The organism is Chlorogloeopsis fritschii PCC 6912, from assembly GCF_000317285.1.
GTDB classification, from domain to species: domain Bacteria; phylum Cyanobacteriota; class Cyanobacteriia; order Cyanobacteriales; family Nostocaceae; genus Chlorogloeopsis; species Chlorogloeopsis fritschii.
In genome coordinates this window covers 68544-88009 of record NZ_AJLN01000107.1, presented here as the reverse complement: position 1 = coordinate 88009, position 19466 = coordinate 68544, and the positions used below count along the sequence as shown (strand labels likewise).

15 protein-coding genes are annotated in these 19466 nt (G+C 41.7%); 4 read left to right on the top strand and 11 right to left on the bottom strand.

Annotated features, from left to right (window positions below):
* Window positions 1-87 precede the first annotated feature (87 nt).
* Window positions 88-459, bottom strand: a complete 372-nt coding sequence (locus UYC_RS0122540; RefSeq protein ID WP_016875037.1) for a GxxExxY protein — start codon at window positions 457-459, stop codon at window positions 88-90.
* A gap of 73 nt (window positions 460-532) precedes the next feature.
* On the opposite strand from UYC_RS0122540, the gene UYC_RS0122535 reads away from it, so the two are divergent.
* Window positions 533-2134 (top strand): CocE/NonD family hydrolase, encoded by a 1602-nt coding sequence (locus UYC_RS0122535; RefSeq protein WP_016875038.1) that lies wholly within the window; start codon window positions 533-535, stop codon window positions 2132-2134.
* Window positions 2135-2192: 58 nt separating this feature from the next.
* Here UYC_RS0122535 and UYC_RS0122530 read toward each other — a convergent pair whose 3' ends face one another.
* Both UYC_RS0122530 and UYC_RS0122525 read right to left on the bottom strand, forming a co-directional pair.
* On the bottom strand, window positions 2193-2960 hold the full coding sequence (locus tag UYC_RS0122530) for an SDR family oxidoreductase (RefSeq protein ID WP_016875039.1): 768 nt from the start codon (window positions 2958-2960) through the stop codon (window positions 2193-2195).
* A 34-nt stretch (window positions 2961-2994) separates the two neighbouring features.
* Window positions 2995-4374: a cytochrome P450 gene (locus tag UYC_RS0122525; RefSeq protein WP_016875040.1), complete on the bottom strand. Its 1380-nt coding sequence runs from the start codon at window positions 4372-4374 to the stop codon at window positions 2995-2997.
* A 349-nt stretch (window positions 4375-4723) separates the two neighbouring features.
* On the opposite strand from UYC_RS0122525, the gene UYC_RS38025 reads away from it, so the two are divergent.
* Window positions 4724-4978, top strand: a complete 255-nt coding sequence (locus UYC_RS38025) for a hypothetical protein (protein WP_127011401.1) — start codon at window positions 4724-4726, stop codon at window positions 4976-4978.
* 73 nt (window positions 4979-5051) lie between these two features.
* Here UYC_RS38025 and UYC_RS0122520 read toward each other — a convergent pair whose 3' ends face one another.
* The 3 genes from UYC_RS0122520 to UYC_RS0122510 all read right to left on the bottom strand — a co-directional run bounded on the left by UYC_RS0122520 (window position 5052) and on the right by UYC_RS0122510 (window position 9910).
* Window positions 5052-6695, bottom strand: a complete 1644-nt coding sequence (locus tag UYC_RS0122520) for an alpha/beta hydrolase (protein WP_026087479.1) — start codon at window positions 6693-6695, stop codon at window positions 5052-5054.
* Window positions 6696-6817: 122 nt separating this feature from the next.
* Window positions 6818-8443 carry a polysaccharide biosynthesis/export family protein gene (locus UYC_RS0122515; RefSeq protein WP_016875042.1) on the bottom strand — a complete coding sequence of 542 codons (1626 nt, stop codon included), beginning with the start codon at window positions 8441-8443 and terminating at the stop codon, window positions 6818-6820.
* Between the two features lie 483 nt (window positions 8444-8926).
* Complete coding sequence (locus tag UYC_RS0122510) at window positions 8927-9910, bottom strand: ABC transporter ATP-binding protein (RefSeq protein ID WP_016875043.1); 984 nt, start codon at window positions 9908-9910, stop codon at window positions 8927-8929.
* 527 nt (window positions 9911-10437) lie between these two features.
* Between UYC_RS0122510 and UYC_RS0122505 the strand changes: the two genes are divergently transcribed.
* A complete protein-coding gene (locus UYC_RS0122505) occupies window positions 10438-11487 on the top strand; it encodes a tellurite resistance TerB family protein (RefSeq protein WP_016875044.1) in 1050 nt (349 codons plus the stop codon).
* A gap of 206 nt (window positions 11488-11693) precedes the next feature.
* Window positions 11694-12167: a tellurite resistance TerB family protein gene (locus UYC_RS0122500; RefSeq protein WP_016875045.1), complete on the top strand. Its 474-nt coding sequence runs from the start codon at window positions 11694-11696 to the stop codon at window positions 12165-12167.
* A 310-nt stretch (window positions 12168-12477) separates the two neighbouring features.
* Here UYC_RS0122500 and recG read toward each other — a convergent pair whose 3' ends face one another.
* The 5 genes from recG to UYC_RS0122475 form a co-directional block, all read right to left on the bottom strand.
* Complete coding sequence (recG, locus tag UYC_RS0122495) at window positions 12478-15066, bottom strand: ATP-dependent DNA helicase RecG (RefSeq protein WP_016875046.1); 2589 nt, start codon at window positions 15064-15066, stop codon at window positions 12478-12480.
* 69 nt (window positions 15067-15135) lie between these two features.
* Window positions 15136-16053, bottom strand: coding sequence for a hypothetical protein (locus tag UYC_RS0122490; RefSeq protein ID WP_016875047.1), 918 nt, complete (start codon window positions 16051-16053; stop codon window positions 15136-15138).
* A gap of 184 nt (window positions 16054-16237) precedes the next feature.
* Entirely contained in the window at window positions 16238-16897 is a 660-nt protein-coding gene (gene tsf, locus UYC_RS0122485; RefSeq protein ID WP_016875048.1) for a translation elongation factor Ts, read from the bottom strand.
* A 130-nt stretch (window positions 16898-17027) separates the two neighbouring features.
* A complete protein-coding gene (gene rpsB / locus UYC_RS0122480) occupies window positions 17028-17822 on the bottom strand; it encodes a 30S ribosomal protein S2 (protein WP_016875049.1) in 795 nt (264 codons plus the stop codon).
* Window positions 17823-18241: 419 nt separating this feature from the next.
* Entirely contained in the window at window positions 18242-19210 is a 969-nt protein-coding gene (locus tag UYC_RS0122475; RefSeq protein WP_026087480.1) for a glycosyltransferase family 2 protein, read from the bottom strand.
* Window positions 19211-19466: the final 256 nt, after the last annotated feature.

The window sequence follows — 19466 nt, the reverse complement described above, 5'->3', positions numbered from 1 at the left end:
AAATAATTATCGACCACAGATGGACACAGATAAACACAGATATATTTGTAGTTTGCTCGGTATATCTGTGTATATATATGATTTAATTTATCGCATAATCCTCTTAATTTCTACTTTAGGACTGCCGAAGTTCATGAGCAGACATACTCTCAGCTGAGAGGCTTTTAGGTAGCTCAAACACTGAGCAAAATTACCATCGTCCAAAGCTCTAACCGCTTTAAGTTCCACCAGTACGCATTCTTCTACCAGCAAGTCAACAAAATATTCTCCCACCACAATGCCATCATATCGTACTTGTATTTTGTATTGTTGTTTTACCTGGAAACCTGCCTTTCGTAATTCATGAGCCAAAGCATTTTCATACACTTTTTCTAAAAATCCAGCACCCAAAACATTACTTACTGTATACGCACAGCCAATAACCTTCTGCGTAATTCTATTTAATTCATCTGTGTCCATCTGTGTCCATCTGTGGTCGAATTAATAATCCATCATACCCATGCTAAAAATCCTTCCCAAACAAACCACGTCCATGTACACTCGCGACGGAGTGCGCCTGGATGCAGATATTTATCGCCCTGATGCCGATGAAAAATTTCCCGTATTGTTGATGCGGCAACCCTATGGCAGAGCGATCGCTTCTACTGTTGTCTATGCTCACCCAACTTGGTACGCTGCTCACGGTTATATTGTCGTGATTCAAGATGTACGCGGGCGCGGTACTTCTGGAGGAGAATTCCAACTATTTGCCCACGAAATTGCTGATGGTGAAGACACAATCAATTGGGCAGCCAATTTACCTGGCAGTAATGGCACTGTCGGGATGTACGGCTTTTCTTATCAAGGCATGACTCAACTATATGCCGCAGCTGCCAAACCACCAGCCCTAAAAACAATTTGTCCGGCGATGATTGGCTATGATTTATATGCTGATTGGGCTTATGAAGGTGGAGCATTCTGTTTGCAAAATAATCTTGCTTGGGCAATTCAATTAGCTACAGAAACCGCCCGGTTGAACAGAGATGAAAAAACTTATCAAGCTTTATATGCCGCTTCTAGAAATTTGCCTTTGTACGATCCCATCCCCACGCAACCAGAAATCCTGAAAAATTTCGCTCCTGATTCGTTTTATCACGAATGGTTAAATCATTCCCAACCTGATGAATATTGGCAGAGACTTTCACCTAAAACACATTTGCAAGATGTAGATTTACCAATGTTCCACATTGGTGGATGGTTTGATAATTATTTACGCGGCACTCTAAATTTATATCAAGATATGGCAGCACGGAGTCAATATCGCCAACAACTTTTAATAGGCCCTTGGTGTCACTTGCCTTGGGGGCGTAAAGTTGGTGAGGCTGATTTTGGAGTTAATGCCATTAGTCCTGTAGATAGAATGCAAATATGCTGGTTTGACCAATTTCTCAAAGGTATAAACACAGGGTTGTCAGAACAAATGCCTGTTTGGTTATTTGAAATGGGAAGTAACAACTGGCAAGGATTTCCCACTTTTCCTGAATTTGACCACAAATCCTATTTTTTGTCAAGCTATGGACTTGTGAGTGTGCGGGAAGATGAAGGCGTTTTAACCACAACTTGTCCGGAAAATAGTGTTGATGATGTGTTAGTTCACGATCCTTGGCGACCAGTTCCTTCTGTTGGCGGTCATGCGGCAATACCTGCGGGTGTATTTGAGCGATCGCATATTGATAGCCGTACAGATGTCTTAACTTACACTAGCGAACCTCTAGAATCTGACTTGCATTTAGCAGGTGATGTAGTAGTGGCAGTTTTGTGTGGGGCTGATAAACCAAGCTTTGATTTATGTGCTGTCATCTCGCAAGTATATCCCGACGGCAAAGTTTACAATTTGACGCAAGGTTATCTGCGTTGTCGGGATGGCATGAATCGGGTGACTAGAAAAATTCAATTGCAGGCGACTTGTGCGCGAATTCCTCAAGGTAATGCCTTACGCCTAAGTCTAAGCGCTGCGTGCTTTCCAGCCTATGCCATGAATTTTGGCAATCATTCAGCATTTGGTATCGATGCACAAACAATTACATTGACAGTGAGTTCTGGGGGTGCTTCCCTTTCCCAAGTTTTATTACCAGTAGTGGCGCGATCGGACTGAAGTTTTAACAAGGATGTTAGCATTTACATTTTCTAATATTTCAGTTAAATCTCGCCTGCTATTCTTCATAAATCATTTTTCTAGTCATTCCCCCATCAATTACAAAATTTTGCCCAGTAATAAATCCTGCGGCATCAGAAATTAAATACTTAATCATAGAAGCAACATCCTCTGGCTTGCCAACTCTTCCTACCGGATGCTGGCGATGATCGATTTCTCTTAACTGAGGCTTTGTTCTTAATCTAGACTTTTGCCATTCACTCACCTCAATCCATCCGGGACTGATACAATTGACTCGAATATCTGATCCCAGACTCATAGCTAAAGCGTGAGTTAAAGCAACAATGCCTCCTTTGGAAGCAGAATAAGCTTCTGTATTTTTCTCTGACTGTAAGGCACGAGTCGAAGCTATATTCACGATCGCTCCTTTTGAGCGACGCAAGTATGGAATGGCATACTTAGACATCAAAAAACAGCCAGTCAAGTTGGTTTGTATGACTTTATGCCAGTTTTCTAATGATAAATCTTCAACCGGGCCGTTGTCTGGTTGAGCAATACCAGCATTGTTAATCAGTCCATCAATGCGTTGAAACCTATTTACAATGGTTTCTATACATTTTCTGACAGAATTTTCTTGAGAAACATCGGTTTCCACAAATAACAAAGCTGCTGCAAAATTTTTGAACTCTTGCAGGCATTCCTCTCCAGCTTCGCGATCAATATCGGCGATCGCAACCTGGTAACCGCACTCCAGCAAACTTAAGCTAATACATTTGCCGATGCCTTGTGCGCCACCCGTCACAATAATGGTTTGATTTTTTGCCATCTTTGGGTAAAGATTTGTTCCTACACCCTATCAATTAGTTTGCGATCGCTTCACTTCTCACTCTAGATGTTTGTGACACTTTTCCCGTAACTACCATCCGTACACCACCAGCAGGTGTGGTAGTAACACCACGGCGAATCGGGCGTACAGGATGGTTATCTGCTAAAGATAGCTGCCAGCGTGACAAAATTGTTGCCAATACAAGTTTCATTTCATACATAGCGAATGCCATACCCAAACAGCGACGGTTCCCACCTCCAAAGGGCAAATATTCATAGGGTGAAAATTGCCGTTCTAAAAAGCGCTCCGGTTTAAACTGCTTCGGCTGTGGGTATATATCCTCCCGGTGGTGGGTTAAATAAATACAAGGAGAAAATCTTGTACCAGGTTCAAAGTCATAACCCATTACCTGAAATGGTGCTTGCAAAATCCGAGAGAAGGTAAATAAAGCAATGGGATAAATCCGCAGAGTTTCTTGGCATACTGCCGTCAGATAGGGCAGGCGAGTAATTTCACTAGGATCTTTATCCTCACCAATACTTGCTAATTCCTGAAGAAGTTTGTCACGGACTTTTGGTAACTTGTGAATCCAATATAATGCCCATGCTAAGGCAGAAGCGGTGGTTTCATGTCCTGCAAACAGCAAAGTCATCAACTCATCGCGTAATTCTCGATCCGTCATTGGCTGTCCTGCTTCGTCACGAGCTGACATCATTAAACTGAGGATATCTTCACCATTCAAGTTAGGCTGTTGCCGCCGTTCCTGAATTTCAGCGTAAATGAGTTTGTCAACTTGCTCCCGTTTGCGCACAAATTTTCCCCACGGACTCCACGCACCTAAATCTTTTTGCAGCGCCTTCACAAACAAGAAGCTAGATTTTAAAGGCGAATCGAAAGTGTTCAACATTTCACATAGGAGTCGCTGTATTTCCTCAAAACGCTCTCCCTCATCAATGCCAAAAACAGCCCGGAGGATTGCTCGCAGTGAAATTTTTTGCATTGTAGGACGGGCAATGAAAGACTTGCCAACAGCCCAGTCATTTGTAACTTGCTCTGTGATATCGCAAATCAATTTGCCATAAGCCCGCATTCTTTCTCCGTGAAAAGCAGGATTCAACAATCGCCGCTGACTTTGATGGCGATCGCGATCTAGCAACAGCAGCGAATTATCTCCTACCAAAGGATGCAATAGTTGGTTAGCAGATCCAGACTCAAACACTTTCGGATCGGCAGTCATAATCTCTTGAATTGCTTGTGGATTACTCAAGACTACAAATTGACCAAGACCAATTAAGTTTGAGCGAAAAATGTCGCCATAGCGCTTTTGATACTCTTCTAGAGTTTCTAAGGGGCGAAACAGTGTTAAAATTAGCTGTAATGCTGGGGATATTCTTGGCCCATCAGGAAGTTTCATAATAGTTTGAAAGTTACTTATTTATATTTTTCTCCACTATAGCAATATAGCAATTCAAGACGCAGATGCCACTGATTTTTCTTGATGCTCAATAATGTAAATAAATTAAAATAACAAATAAAGTAGTTAGTTTTTGCTCTACTTGTTAAGTATATTATTATAGTTAAAAATAACTCAATACTTTATATATATTGGCAATAAAAATCAAAATTGAAAAATTTATCTGAGTAGATAGACATAATTAAAATTAAAATTTCCTTCCCTAAATAGCAGACAAGAATAATCTTTTTCCTTTTGCCCCCTGCCGTCTACTCTTCGGTTACTCTAAGGTTTGATTTGTGTGTTATTTGTGTCGCTCATGGCGAGGCGATCGCAGATAATTGCACTCAAAAATTGCGTGAAGCTACTGCACGTTTGTTGTAATCTCATGCGCGTTAAATTAACAGTTCGCCCTACTCTTAGAGCAAATGCGATCGCCCCACACCAAATGGCGATCGCTAAATATCTAAATATTGTTATGACTTACGCAAAATCCCTCTCAAATCCTCATTCCTCAGTGTTCTCTGAGTTCTCTGCGGTTTATTATTCTATAACTTGTGTGTAAGTTCAGTCTTCAAAAATCCCTGCTCGTATAGAAATACGAAATCTCACAATTGTTATGTGTGGTTCTTTATTAATTACCTCTCCACTAACTTCAACCAAGATTTGAGATTGGCTGGTAACTCAGAGACAAGACTTAACGGCAGTTGAGATGTAGATAGGGATTGAGCGTAAGCTGGTGTAAGAAACTGTTGGTAAGATTTTGCTTCTGGTGTTAGCTGTTTGACAAACGCTAAACTCACACCTTGCAATAGCTGGCGTAAAGCTTTAGTTTCCTCTCCTCGCCTTTCTCTAACAATGGTATTAGCATTACTTCCCAAATATCTTGGATCACTAATACTCAAATGAGTACCACCGATCGCACTTAACAAATACTTTTCACCCTGCAATTGGCTAAAAGGTGCTATTTGATGCTTCAAGGCTGGGGTAAGAGCATCTTCGGTTCCAGTTAAAATTAAAACAGGCTTACTAACTTGAGTTAATCCGTTTTTTCCAAACAGGTTGCCAACCAGAGGATTAAGTGCGATCGCGCTATTTACTCTTTCATCTTTGAGCCGTAGTTTTTTCCCTGGCAAAGCAGCAGCAGCACATTGCAACCAGTCACCAGGAGCTTCGCCGATAGTTAGAGAATTTTGGCAGAATTGCCGCAACTGTGGCAAGTCAATCTCTCCTCCTACCAATGCCAAGGCGGTATAACCTCCCAAAGAATGCCCAATTACTGTTACTTTGTCTGTATTTAGTTTTCCCTGAAGCGAACCTGGTTGAATATTGAATTTCGTCAGTTCATTCAGTAAAAAACTAATGTCTTTTGGTCGATTCACAAATTCAGATGCTGGTAGTAATTTTGCTAAACTCGCTTTATTGTTGGCTCTTGCCACAGCAGCAACGTTGCTATCTGGATGTTCAATCGCGGCAACAGTTAAACCGTGAGAAGCAAGATGACGTGCTAAATAACTAAAAAATCTGCGGTTTGCTCCAAATCCGGGAGATATGACAACTAATGGATCTTGGGCATTACTGCCGCCCCAATAAATATCTACAGGTATGCTACGATTTCGCTGTTGATCCTGCAAAATAAATGTTTGCTGCTGAATTGTTTCTTTACCGATCGCTGCGGGATCTAAGTTCTTTGGGAGATTGCTATTTTTGGCTGGAAATGATTCCCGCGCCAGCAAGGCTCCAAAAACTTGGCTTTGCCAGTAATTAGGATTAAATTCCACTGCCAAAGACACAGCTTGAGAAGCATCTACCGTAATATTTTCCTCTGGATATGCCCGCAAGAAGCCCAACGGACTCAAACCGTTAGCTTGCCGTAGTGCTAGATTCAGAGCTACTTGCAGGCTCTCAATGCTGCTGCCTGGTATTGCTGCTGTTAATGATGATACAAATTGTTTGCCTGCTGGATTGCGGTTCAATTCATCAAAGAATTTATCTGCAAAAGCTGGATCTACTTGCAAACGCCTTGTTAGCAATTCTCGAACTTGGGGCGTTAATATCGACGAAAATAATTGCAGATTGTCTGGCAGTTTCCCAGTTTTGGCAAATTGTTCTAAATCGGCGATCGCGACAGACTGCTGAAACGGCCCTAAACGAATAGTAACCGTTTCTGCCGCTAAAGTAGAAGGCATTCCCATACCCCAACCGCAAACAACGGTAAGACTGCATAATATTCCTCGCAGCCAATACACTTGACGCCGATATCTACTCAGTTGAGATTTTATATTAGTCATTAGTTAATTAGTTATTGGTAACTAATAACTAATAACTGATTATTCACAACTTTTGTTTCCATCACAAGTCTGGGGACTATGTGCTTGAAAAGCGCCCCCAGTCACAGATACACCTAAAACCCGGTGAATATGGTTCTGATAATACCGAAGACCGTACCGATAGGATTGAAGATAGCGCCTACTGAATCACCAGTTTTCGCTACTCCAGAGCGGTAAACTACCACAACATCATTATTGCGGAGGATGGGATTGGTTTTGTCGTTAATATCAGCAGAAAAATCCATTTTTACTTTACGTTTGGTTACAGAACCATTCGGATTGAGACGGATTAAATCTACAGCAGATCTGCTTGCTCTGGCATCATTAAATCCACCCGCCGCCAGCACAGCTTGATTCAAAGTACTATTTGGCAGCAGTTGTAATCTGCCTGGATTTTTGACTTCCCCAACTACACCCACTGTAATTGTTGCCGGAGATAAAGTAGTTTGGGCTAATTCTTGAGATTCTGCTGGATTCAGTGCGGTAGCAGTAGCAGTAGGAATAACAATCGTATCTCCATCTTGTACGATTATGTCTTGATTAATGTCACCCTCTCGCAACAGTCTCCACAGATCAACATTGATTGTTTGCTCTGTACCAGTTCTTGTCGGACGACGGACTACAATGTTACGAATATTCGCTTCTGGTCTAATTCCTCCGGCAAGTTGAAGTGCTCTTGACAGAGTTGGCTGCCCGGAGGCAACTGTCGCACCAACTGTACCACCAGCAGTATCAGTAGCCCCACCATTAGTTCCCGCTCCTTGGGTGACAAGATAGGTGCCCGGACGGTAAACTTGACCAACTACTGCTACTGAGCGAGGCCTGGTGGGGTCGGCAGCAAAGCTAGCAGCAGATAAATTACGGGCTTCTGCTAAATTTAAAGTAGTTGCTGTTGGTACAAAAATGGTGTCGCCGTCCCTTAAAGTCACATCCTGCGGCAACCTGCCTGATTGTAAGTAATCTCGCAAATCAAGACTGACTATTTGCTCTGGCCCGCGTCCAAGCTTGCGTCGTAATTGTACTCTAGTTATATCTGCCGCCTGAGTAACTCCCTGAGCTGTCGTCAGTGCCGCTAATACTGTGGGATACTGCACCCCAGGATTATCACCTGCACCTCCTTGCAAATTGAGAGCGTAAGCTCCTGGACGTGTCACTTCTCCTGCAACGTTGACATTGATGGGACGAGGTGATAGGAGGTTGACTGAAATCAAAGGACGTTTGAGAAAGCGAGAATATCTTTGCGAAATATCGTCAGCGGCTTGTTCTGGTGTTAGTCCTTCAACAGGAACACTACCAATCAACGGTAGGTTAATTGCTCCGCCAGGAGGAATTGTATACTCGCCTGTGTATTCAGGAACTTCAAATACGTTGACGCGAATGCGATCGCCTCCACCCAATGTGTAGCTAGTATCTACTTGTGTAGACGTAGGTGAGGGTACTGATTGTGAAGGTGGAGCTACAGGTTGTGAAGGTGGAATGACAGGTTGTGAGGGTGGGACTACAGGTTGTGAACGTTGGAAAATTGGTTGTGAAGGTATATTTGTTGGTTGTGAAGGTTGAAATATCGGTTGTGAAGATGGAGCTATAGGTTGTGCTTGTTGAGCAAAACTAGCCCTGGGAAAAGTTATGGAGAAAGCTGTTAACAATGCCATGCCTAAAACGGGCTGGCTAATAATTTTAAGCAAACAAGCGTTGAGCATACAGTCCTCACACTACAACCATGAACAAAAGTGTTGTCTAATCAATCTATATATTGACTATACTTAAGTATTTGAGTTCCTCAATAATCTTATTTTCCGAAAAACCCATGTTTCTCAGGACAACAATTATATATTGGAATTGAATTTTTAGTGAAGTTAATTTAAAGAAGTCTCCTGTGAACACAGTAAAACTAGAAAAATAATAGTGCCAATCATAACATTTCTCTGCACTTGTCAACACCAAAAAAAATTAAATAGTAATACGAATATTTACTGAAATATAGTCTCAATGAAAAGAAGCTTGGCTCTCATCGCTTTCATTTCTCAGTTCAAGTAAAAACGAGTAGCTCAGAAAAGTTTTTAGCAGCCCTTGTATGCAATACTAATGCAACACTCATACAACACAGGAGCACTATGTGCTCGTAATTTTGTTAAATTGCTGCAAAAGTTTATGCAAGCACAGATAAAGAATAGATAAAAAGACTAATTAGTCGAATTTTTGTGTTTTTCAATTTGTTGGATAAAAAACTCTTCTAAAGAAGGACGAAACAATTTCATCGCTAATATTTGTCCACCCATAAGATTAAGACTGGCAACAAAATCATACATATCGCCTTGTAATTCACCTTCCCAAGAAGTATCTGGCTGAAATTCTATATTAGGAAGCCATTTTTGCAGAATTTCCCAGTCACCACCTTGCCCTTGAATATGATATGTGTCACGAGTTCCTAAAAGCTCATTGAGGGAACCAGAGCAAATTAACTTACCTTGAGCGAGAATGGCAACGCGATCGCAAATTAGTTCCACCTCACTCAGCACGTGACTGTTGAAAAAAATCGTTTTTTCAGCAGCTTTGAGCGACAAGATAATTTCTCGCATTTGGCAACGTCCAACTGGATCTAAACCAGACATAGGCTCATCCAAAAATACTACTTCTGGATCGTTAATGAGTGCCTGTGCCATACCCACACGCTGAAGCATACCTTTAGAGTAGCGACGCATCTGCTTTTTGCGAGCATCAGCTTGAGATAAACCAACTAAGTCTAACAGTTGAGGAATCCGTCGGTTTTGCACACTTTTCGGAATTTGGAATAGCCCCGCTGCTAGCTGTAAAAATTCCCAACCCGTCAGATAGTCATAAAAGTAAGGATTTTCTGGCAAGTAACCAATACGTTGCTTGATGGCGCGATCGCCCAATGGCTTGCCCAATAATAATCCCCTCCCAGAAGTAGGACGGATAACTCCAAGTAATAATTTTAACAATGTGGTTTTGCCAGCGCCATTCTGTCCTAGCAATCCAAAGGTCTCTCCCTTGTAAACTACTAAAGAACAGCTTTTGAGAGATACGATTTTTTGATTTAAAAAGAAACCTGCACTGTATACTTTTCGTAACTCCGATGTAAGAACCACTGGGGGTCTATCTTGTGTATTCGTTTCAAAATTAGCAGTGTCTATAATAGACGTCATCTGAGCTTGGCTGTGTCTAAAAATACATTCAATATCTTATTAAATTAAGTATAACGTTGTAAATAAATAAGCATTATTTTATACTACATTTGTAATATAAAGAGCTATTTACAGTACCTATAAGGACAATTGCCCAATCTTGAGACATGGAAAACTTAGCATCACAACTACATCATGTAACTATAAATTTTAAAATAGGTATATTTAATTACTTACTTAAAAAGGGTTTCACTAATTATAATTAATACTTATTATGGTTTGCTTACAATATTAATACTAAGCAAGACTAGTACTAAGCACAAATAATCTGCTCAGATCCACAGGATGGTTGATGTCAATCTTCATCTCAAACCCTTAATTTATTAAAGTCTATAGTTAAGCAAAGATTATCAATTCAGCCCTTATATAGTCATCAATTATTTATTAGTTGAGTTTAAAGATTGAGGAATAATGACTGCAGCCGTTGGTAAACTACCCAATGGCACTAAATATTTCCAATTACCGCAAAAAGTGAGGGAGAGAAATTCATGAGTAAGTACGATAGAATTTTTAACTCAGAAGAGGTTTTGGAGGAATCACTGAGTCCGGAAGAAGCAGTAGCTGCGATCGCAGTTGTCACAGCAGTTGCCGATTCTTCTTTAGAAAATGTAGATGCAGATTTTTTGGTGGATATCCTTTGGGGATTTGAGATTTTTGAAGAATATTCAGATGACGAATTGTTAGAAATAGTTGATAAACTTATATCTCTTGCGGAAGATGAAGGAGTTGGGACGCTGTTTAATACTGCCTATGAATGCTTGGCAGATGAATTAATTCTGGATGGTTTTGCCGCAGGGGTAAGTGTACTAGTAGACGAGGAAGAATTAAGCATTCCTCAAAGTAAAATGACTTTGCTTAAAAATTTACAACAAGGTTTAGAAATTGAGGATGAAGAAGCAAAAGAGGTTATAAACGAAGTAATTGACTCTTTTGAAGAATTAGAAGAAGAAGATACAGACGACGAATATGAAGGAGTTTTTGAACAATTCTTTGAGCAAGAAGTATATGAATCGCCTTTAGGTAACTTTACAGTTATAATTCCCGTTAATCTCCAGCAGGGCGGCAGGGTTGATAGCCAAGAAGGGGCAGTCAGCTTTTCTGATGACTTTGGTACTTTGCTGAGAATAGATTATTATTCCCTACCATCACAAGAGTTTGTACAAATTGACGCTGTAGGACAGGAGGAATATCTGCGATCCATTCTCTTAAACAAGTATGTGCCTGGTGCGATCGCTGCTAATGTGCTAGATGCTTCTGTCGGTTACACCGAATATTTACCAGACACACTAGAGGGTGCTTATTTTGCATTGATTGATATGCCTGGGGGTTCAACAATTTCAAAGACACAAAACAACGGCACTGCCGTGAGGTTAAATGCCTACCGAGGCTTGTTAGCATTTATATACAGAGATTTTTTGTACATCGTCAACAGCCAGCGCAGTTTTTTTGATGGTGAAACTCCTGGTTCTATCAAAGAAGAAGCCCAAGAGTTCAAACGGAAACTTCTCAGTTTTATCAACACCATAACCTTTACATAATTACAAACATCCAACTAGAGGGCGATATTTCAGGAATAGTTACCCCTGGAAGTGTACAAGTATTTGGTGTAATAAGTGATTTTTATAACTTGACTTATGTCCTCCTAATTTTTCAGAGAGTACAAGGCTGCTTATCTTGCTACACTACCCAATAACTAGCATTCTTCACATCTGCAATTACACAAAAACTGACGGAGATAGCCATCATGGCCAAGTACGACAAAATATTTAAATCCGAAGGAACTTTAAAAGAACCAATCAGTTCAGAGGAAGCGGTTGCAGCGATCGCTGTTGTGACTGCGGTGGCTGATTCTTCTCTAGAGGAGGCGGATGTAGAATTTATCGCTGATTCCCTTTGGGAACTTGAGGTTTTTGAAGATTCCTCGGATGACGAATTGATAGAAATGGTGGATAAACTTTTATCCCTGGCTGAGAAAGAGGGAGTAGGAGCGCTGTTTAATACTGCTCGTCAATCCCTTTCACAGGAGATGCTTCTCGATGCTTTTGCTAGCAGTGTCATTCTCCTAGTAGACGAAGATGAATTACGGATTCCTAAAGGGAAAAAAAATTTACTAAAAGAAATCCAAAAAGGATTAGAAATTAATGATGAAGAAGCACAGGAGATTATTGACGAAGTGCTTTCGAGCTTTGAAGACTTAGAAGAGGAAGAAGAAACATAAGCAGCAGAGATTACTTAGGCTTCTTTGACAAGTTCAGTTTACTTAGTTGCCACCAGTGCTCATTGTTTTGAAAAGTGAGCCTACCCTGGCCAAAAAGTCTTACAGTTTCTCTGGCAAGATTTTTATTGGTGAAAGAATAACTAGCACAATAAGGTAGACGGCAGTAGGCAGAAGGTAAAAAGTTTATCATATAAATTTTTCAACCTTCTCAAACGGTATGTTTATTTCCGTCGTGTTGTACTAGTAAATGCGTTCTCATAACTTAGGGGTGATTTTACCAATGCCCTAATTGAGCAGTGGTCATAATCAGTTATGTCAAAATCGCCCCACCCATTAATCGTTCATACCGATATTTCAATTCTTCTTTCATTAAATACCAACGCTCTATAGTTGCATCTATTTGTATAATTTTTTCTGCTGCTTGTCGCGCTAGCATCAACACTTCTTCATCTTCTACTAAACTCGCCAGCGTAAAATCTGGCACACCAGATTGCCGAGTTCCTAGCACTTCACCAGGCCCGCGAAAACGCATATCCATTTCGGAAATAAAAAAGCCATCCTGAGACTGTTCCAATACCTTCAGTCGTTGTTGTGCATCGGGGCTTCTAGAACTGCTCATCAATAAGCAGTAAGACTGTGCGGCACCCCTACCAACCCGCCCTCGTAATTGGTGTAACTGAGACAAGCCAAAACGTTCCGCATTTTCTATGAGCATAACGGTAGCATTCGGCACGTCTACGCCTACTTCAACAACGGTTGTAGAAACCAAGATTTGAGTTTCGTTGTCACGAAATTTACTAATCGCCTCGTCCTTATCTGCTGAACTCATTCGACCGTGGAGTAGCCCCACCCGAAACTCTGGAAAGACACTTTCTTGCAGCTTTTTATACTCCTCAACTGCCGATCGCAAATCCAGTTTTTCAGATTCTTCTACTAGGGGTAAAATTACATAAGCTTGTCTTCCTTGGGCAACTTCTCGGCGGATCAGATCGTAGGCGTTTTGGCGTTGCTGACTCGTTAGCGCCGTTGTTTGAATTTTTTGCCGTCCTGGTGGCAATTCATCAATTTGGCTGACATCCAAATCCCCGTGAATTGTTAGTGCCAATGTCCGAGGAATGGGTGTTGCCGTCATAGTTAAGACATGGGGTTGCTCGCCTTTTTGCTGCAAGCGCGCCCGTTGCTCTACACCAAAGCGATGTTGCTCATCAATTACCACCAAACCCAAACGATGGAAATTAACAGGGTTTTGAATTAGAGCATGAGTTCCCACCAACAAAGGTAATTCTCCCGTTTCCAACTGGGCGTGAATTTCCCGCCTTTTCACTGTTTTAGTCGAACCTGTCAGTAATTCCACGGGCAAATGCAGTAAATTAAACCAACTTACTAACTTGCGGTAATGCTGCTCTGCCAAAACTTCCGTGGGAGCCATAAGTGCCGCTTGATACCCAGATTGAATTGCAGCGAGAATGGCAACTACTGCCACAACTGTTTTCCCAGAACCAACATCACCCTGTACTAAACGATTCATCGGCACTGATTTTTGCAAATCATTGAGAATATCGTTGATGACTCGTTTTTGGGCATTGGTGAGTTGAAAAGGCAGTATCTCGTAAAATCTTTCTAATAGCTGTCCTTGAGGAGCCAGTATGGCGCTGGTTTGAATTTGTTTGGCTCGATGCTGACGTTGCAGTAAACCCAACTGTAGATAGAAAAATTCATCAAACACCAAGCGGCGACGAGCAGGTTGGAGAGTGTCGCTGTCTGGAGGGAAATGAATATTAGCGATCGCGTCCTTCAATTCCATTAACCCATACTTTTCCCGCAATCCACTGGGCAGAGGATCTTTGAGATGAACCACAGCAGCTAAAGCTGCAATCACCGCCTGCCGTACCAAATCTGCTCCGACTCCTTCCGTAAGAGCATAAATTGGCACTACTCGTCCAATAGTTAACGAATCAATCGTATCGCCTGGATGAGCTAAAACTTCCAATTCTGGATCTTCCAGCGTCAGACCGTATTTACTCTCTTTCACCAAACCGCACGCTGCCACAATACTACCAACTGGGTAGCGACGTTTTAAACTTTCTTGCCAAGCACGACTGCTAAAGCGTGTACCTGCGAAAAAACGACTAATTTTCAGCCGACCAGTATTATCCCGTAACAACAGTTCCAAGATTGTTAATTTCTTATTCTTAGGGCTAGTAAAGCAATTACAACTCTTGACTTTTGCCACTATCGTCACCGTCTCGCCCGCCTGCAACTCACAGATATTCACCTGTCGGGCATAATCAATATGGTCGCGGGGATAGTAAAATAACAAGTCGCGTACAGTGTATAAACCAAGACGCGCTAACTTCTCAGCCTTTCTCAATCCAATTTCTGGTAAATCCTTGAGTTTTTGGTCAAGTTTTGGGGCAAGAGTGCGACTAACTTCAGCAACAATTTGAGATTTAGAAAAAGCGGAGAAACTTTTATTTACATTTCCCGCGTCTCCTTGTCGACGGACACTTTGCTCAACGGAGGGAACCTCCGCACGCAAGTGTCCTCCCCTTGTCCCCTTGTCCCCTTGTTCTCTTTCCCCGTGTCCCCGTGTCCCCGTGTCCTCTTGATTCCCCTTATCCTCTTGCTGTTGTTGCAGTTGATATAGATACCTGCGAGTATTGGCTACTAAGTTTTGCCTACCTTCTCGTTCCAGATTGGGATAGCTAGCAAACTGAGTCGCTAGTTCTTGCCAGCGCAGACGCTCAGTACTTGGTAAAGCTGTTGGAAATTTACCAAAAGTGAGGGTGAGAAATTCGCTAAAGCGGTATTGTTTGCCTACCAAATCACTGAAGCCTTGTTCTGCTTCTATCGCCAAGGCTTTTTGTAATCGTATCCAATCTGGTTTGTCGGTAGTCATTGGTCATTAGTCAGTAGTCATTCGTCATTCGTCATTAGCTATTAGACATTTTGGACAAAGGACAAAGAATTAATCATCAAACCAACTAGCACGCCATGCTGATTCGGCTTCAGCAACCGATCGCTCTCGCTGTTTTTTTTGGTAGTCCAGCCCAATTTTATTGAGTTGAGCTATTATATTGCGGATCTGTTTGCGCTCAGACGAAAGTTTTGTGTCGGCAAATTCAATTTCCCCAAGTCGCAGGTTAATAGCCATAATCTGTGTCAGATTCGATTCTTCTGAGTGCTTGTCATTTTCAATTTCTATCACTAAATTTAGAAGGTTGGGCGGGCCTGGTACTACTTCGGCAGATGCTTCTGATACTGCCGCAGCCGCTTCTAAAATTGGTTCTGGCAATTTCTTAGGTAGAATCCCCGCTTTTTGTAACAAAAGATTTGCCTGACGAGAAACTCTTTTGAGCGTGTTTTGGGTAGAACTTTCCAGATACTGTTGCCATTTCATCAGTTCTATTGGATTAGAGGTATTTGGCGTCACCAGAGTTTTTGAGACTAGAGTAGCAGGAGAATCTGCTTCTAAAAAGAGGATATTAGGGATACTATCTTCCTCTACTTCCTCTACTTCCTCTTCTTCCTCTTCTTTATCTGCTTCTGTTGTTTCTTCTGCTTTTATATCTTCTGGTTCTTGTTGCAGCTGTGATTGCTCATGCTCATTTTGAGTCAAAGCTAACAACTGCTCAGTCGCCTGTTTACCCAAATTACGAATGCCCTGTTGTAAATTTTGCCGCTTACTCAAGGTTAATTTCAAAAAATTTTCAGGATACCCTTGAGTACACAGGTGATAGCTAGCCAGAATCAGTTGCTTTTGTAAAGCTTTTCCCAAGCTGGTTAAATAACTGGCATAAGCAGTTTGGAGTTCTTTTGCGATCGCGTCTATCGCCTCTTCTAAGACTGCAATATCCCGCTCTATTCGCTCAATTGGTCTTGCCATATCTTCTCGTTATTGCCCATTTGAACCAGAACAATTTGGTACAAATGTACGCTTACATTATTAGGATCACTATACTAAAGGATTTTAGATTTTGGTTAGATTTACAGTTAACGAAAGACAGGTCAAGCAATTATGGTTGACCTGTCTTGAAATAAGTTGCTCAGTAAGAGAACAACAACTGAAATTATTTGCCACCCATTTGTGCAGCTACTTCTTCAGCAAAGTTAGTTTCTTGTTTTTCAATTCCTTCACCGAGAACAAAGCGAACAAAGCGACGTACTTGAATGTTTTCGCCCAGTTGAGCGATCGCTTGTTTCACTAGTTCATCTACAGTGATACTTTGGTCGCGAATATAAGGCTGATCCAGCAAAGTCAATTCCTTCAGGCGCTTTTCAATTCTGCCCTGAACAATTTTTTCTTTGACTGCCTCAGGTTTGTTGCCTAAGTCATCTCGCCCCATTTCAATTTCTTTTTCCTTGGCGACAACATCGGGTGGAATGTCTGCTACTTTCACATACTCGACATTCGGACAAGCCGCTACCTGCATAGCCACGTTCCGCACCAGATTTTGAAACTCCTCGCGGCGAGCAACGAAGTCAGTCTCGCAGTTCACTTCAACTAACACACCAACTCTACCACCAGTGTGGATATAGCTGCCGATCAGTCCTTCTGCCGCCACCCGATCTGCTTTGGCTCCAGCTTTGGCGATACCTTTCTTGCGCAGCCATTCTTCGGCTTTCGCCATATCACCATCGTTTTCTTTCAGCGCTTTTTTGCAGTCCATCATGCCAGCGCCTGTTTTTTGGCGTAGCTCTTGGACAAGTTTTGCAGATATTTCCGCCATTTTGCCTCAATTCCTACTTGACTGACAGTTGTAATTGCTCTCGGATTTTGAGTATTGTTTAGTTAACAGTAAACAGTTATCAGTTCTCAATATGGTAGCTGTTCGCTGGTAACTGGTAACTGATAACTGACTACTCTTCGTCTTCGTCGTCGGGAATCAGCGAATCACTATAGTCGCTTTCTTCGTAATCGTAATCTTCTTCAGCACCTTCGTAGTCTTCGTATTCCTCTTCTACATCCAATTGACCGTGACGCCCTTCATAAATTGCGTCCGCCAATTTGCCAACGATTAGCTTAATTGAGCGAATAGCGTCGTCATTTGCTGGAATCGGAATATCTACTACATCCGGATCGCAGTTTGTATCCAACATTGATACAATCGGGATTCCCAATTTAATACATTCTTGAACTGCGTTGTATTCCCGTCTTTGGTCTACAATTACAACCACATCTGGGACTTTGCGCATGGTTTTAATACCGCCCAAGTATTTCTGAAGCTTTGCTAACTCTCGGCGTAACATTGAGGCTTCTTTTTTGGGTAGTAAGTCAAGAGCGCCGCTCTCTTCCCGGCGTTCTAAGTCTTTAAGACGGTCTACCCGTGTTTTGATGGTTGCCCAGTTGGTGAGCATTCCGCCCAACCAGCGTTGGTTAATATAATGAGCGCCACAACGAGAGGCTTCTTGAGCAATGATGCCAGCTGCTTGCCGTTTAGTGCCAACAAAAAGAAACTTCTTGCCTTGCTCCGCTTGCGATCGCATATAGGTATATGCTTCTTCCATCAACTGAGCAGTTTGCACCAAGTCAATGATGTGCACTCCGTTGCGGGCGGTGTAGATGTAGGGAGACATTTTTGGGTTCCACCTACGAGTCTGATGACCAAAGTGAACCCCTGACTCCATCATTTGAGCCAATGAAACAACTGGCATATTCTCTGAACTCCTATTCGGGTTAAACCTCCATCCAGGCGTATTTCTTAGTCAGAAACACCCGAAATCCTAGATGTGCGGAATTAAACAACCATACTAGGGTAACATAAAAAATGATGAATTATGAATGCTAAATCATGAATCACAGTACTACTCTTAATTTCATAATTCATGTCTAATATGAATTAGCCGAACTCATCTTGAGTTGCACCAAATTATAGATTGATTGCGAAATCCAATTTTTAGGCGATCGCGACCACAGATAAACACAGATGCACACGGATAAATTATCTGTGTTCATCTGTGTCCATCTGCGGAAAGTTTGAGCGGAGGTTTCCTCCGATCAAAGCTTTCCAAGACAGTGGTCGATTTCTAAAACATGATTTTTGCTTACCGTTTTAATTCACATCAGCCGTAATTCACAATTCATAATTTAGTTGAGCATAGGCTTCATAAACACCTTTAACGTTATACCAATTCAGAAAAATTCGAGCGATTTCTAAAGCCAGTTGGGGTTTACCCAAATTAATCAACCATCGCAAAAATGGAGCCATTGTGCGTTCATTCAACGTGCCGTTAAGCGAGAGAATCCCCCACAGTAAGCGGTGTAACCAAGTCATTTGAATCATCATTCGCACTTCCCAAGTCGGGTGCTTTTGATAAAACAAAACTCCCATGCGTCCCCGCTGAATTTCTTTGTCAATCAGACGGGGAATTTGTTCTAAGTTAAAGGGCGGATGCCAGTGATAACCAACAGCAGCAGGACATTTAACCAGTTTCAAACCCAGGTTTTTAAGCCTTACGCCTAACTCTAAATCTTCCCAGCCATAGAGTTGAAAGCGAGTATCAAACAGTCCTGCTTTTTCTAACCAATGCTTGGGAATGGCTACATTGCCTGTCGCAAAAAAAGCCGCGGAAAAATCTGTGACTTTGTATGGTTCAGAGGTGGGGTTGTCGAAATTACAAGTATTAATCACCGCACCATAAGTGAAAAAGCGATCGCTCCCCATATTTTTTTGTCCCTGCACTAACGCATCAGCATGAGCTTGCAGGAAATTCTCTGTGACGACTAAGTCGCTATCTATAAAGATGATGATATCTCCTCGTGCTTGCTCTACCCCCAAATTCCTTGCAGCAGCAGGCCCTTGATGGTCTTGCTGAAAGGTTTGCACGTGGGGAAACTCGTCTTTGTGTTCTGCTAGCCACTCCAATGTGCCATCAGTGGAGCCATCATCTACTAAGACAACTTCGTAATCACTCACTGAACTGGACACGCTCAACTGTTGTGCCTCCAATGCTTTGAGACACTTTTGCAAAATCGGCTTGCGATTATACGTAGGAATAACAACGCTTAAAAACACAGTCTCACTCACAACACTATTGCCCACTTCTAAGATAGGACAACCTGGATACAAACACTGTTCCTTTACTAAATCTAGTTTTGCAAACTGTTCAATTTGTTCGTCAAGCCAGAATTAAGAGGTGGCAATAAGATAACTTCTGACAATGCACAAAACATGATTTTTGGGAAATAATAAATTATTCATATAATTTCCTATTTTGAAATATTATTTTTAATTTGTGCACATAAAGTTTTTTATTTCTTTAATACAGATTGGACGTTTTTATAGTAAATAGACTATT

Bases quoted from the DNA above. Each gene is read 5' to 3' on its own strand.
- UYC_RS0122540 (WP_016875037.1), bottom strand. From the start codon at position 459: ATGGACACAGATGAATTAAATAGAATTACGCAGAAGGTTATTGGCTGT.
- UYC_RS0122535 (WP_016875038.1), top strand. From the start codon at position 533: ATGTACACTCGCGACGGAGTGCGCCTGGATGCAGATATTTATCGCCCT.
- UYC_RS0122530 (WP_016875039.1), bottom strand. From the start codon at position 2,960: ATGGCAAAAAATCAAACCATTATTGTGACGGGTGGCGCACAAGGCATC.
- UYC_RS0122525 (WP_016875040.1), bottom strand. From the start codon at position 4,374: ATGAAACTTCCTGATGGGCCAAGAATATCCCCAGCATTACAGCTAATT.
- UYC_RS0122515 (WP_016875042.1), bottom strand. From the start codon at position 8,443: ATGCTCAACGCTTGTTTGCTTAAAATTATTAGCCAGCCCGTTTTAGGC.
- UYC_RS0122510 (WP_016875043.1), bottom strand. From the start codon at position 9,910: ATGACGTCTATTATAGACACTGCTAATTTTGAAACGAATACACAAGAT.
- UYC_RS0122505 (WP_016875044.1), top strand. From the start codon at position 10,438: ATGAGTAAGTACGATAGAATTTTTAACTCAGAAGAGGTTTTGGAGGAA.
- UYC_RS0122500 (WP_016875045.1), top strand. From the start codon at position 11,694: ATGGCCAAGTACGACAAAATATTTAAATCCGAAGGAACTTTAAAAGAA.
- recG (WP_016875046.1), bottom strand. From the start codon at position 15,066: ATGACTACCGACAAACCAGATTGGATACGATTACAAAAAGCCTTGGCG.
- UYC_RS0122490 (WP_016875047.1), bottom strand. From the start codon at position 16,053: ATGGCAAGACCAATTGAGCGAATAGAGCGGGATATTGCAGTCTTAGAA.
- tsf (WP_016875048.1), bottom strand. From the start codon at position 16,897: ATGGCGGAAATATCTGCAAAACTTGTCCAAGAGCTACGCCAAAAAACA.
- rpsB (WP_016875049.1), bottom strand. From the start codon at position 17,822: ATGCCAGTTGTTTCATTGGCTCAAATGATGGAGTCAGGGGTTCACTTT.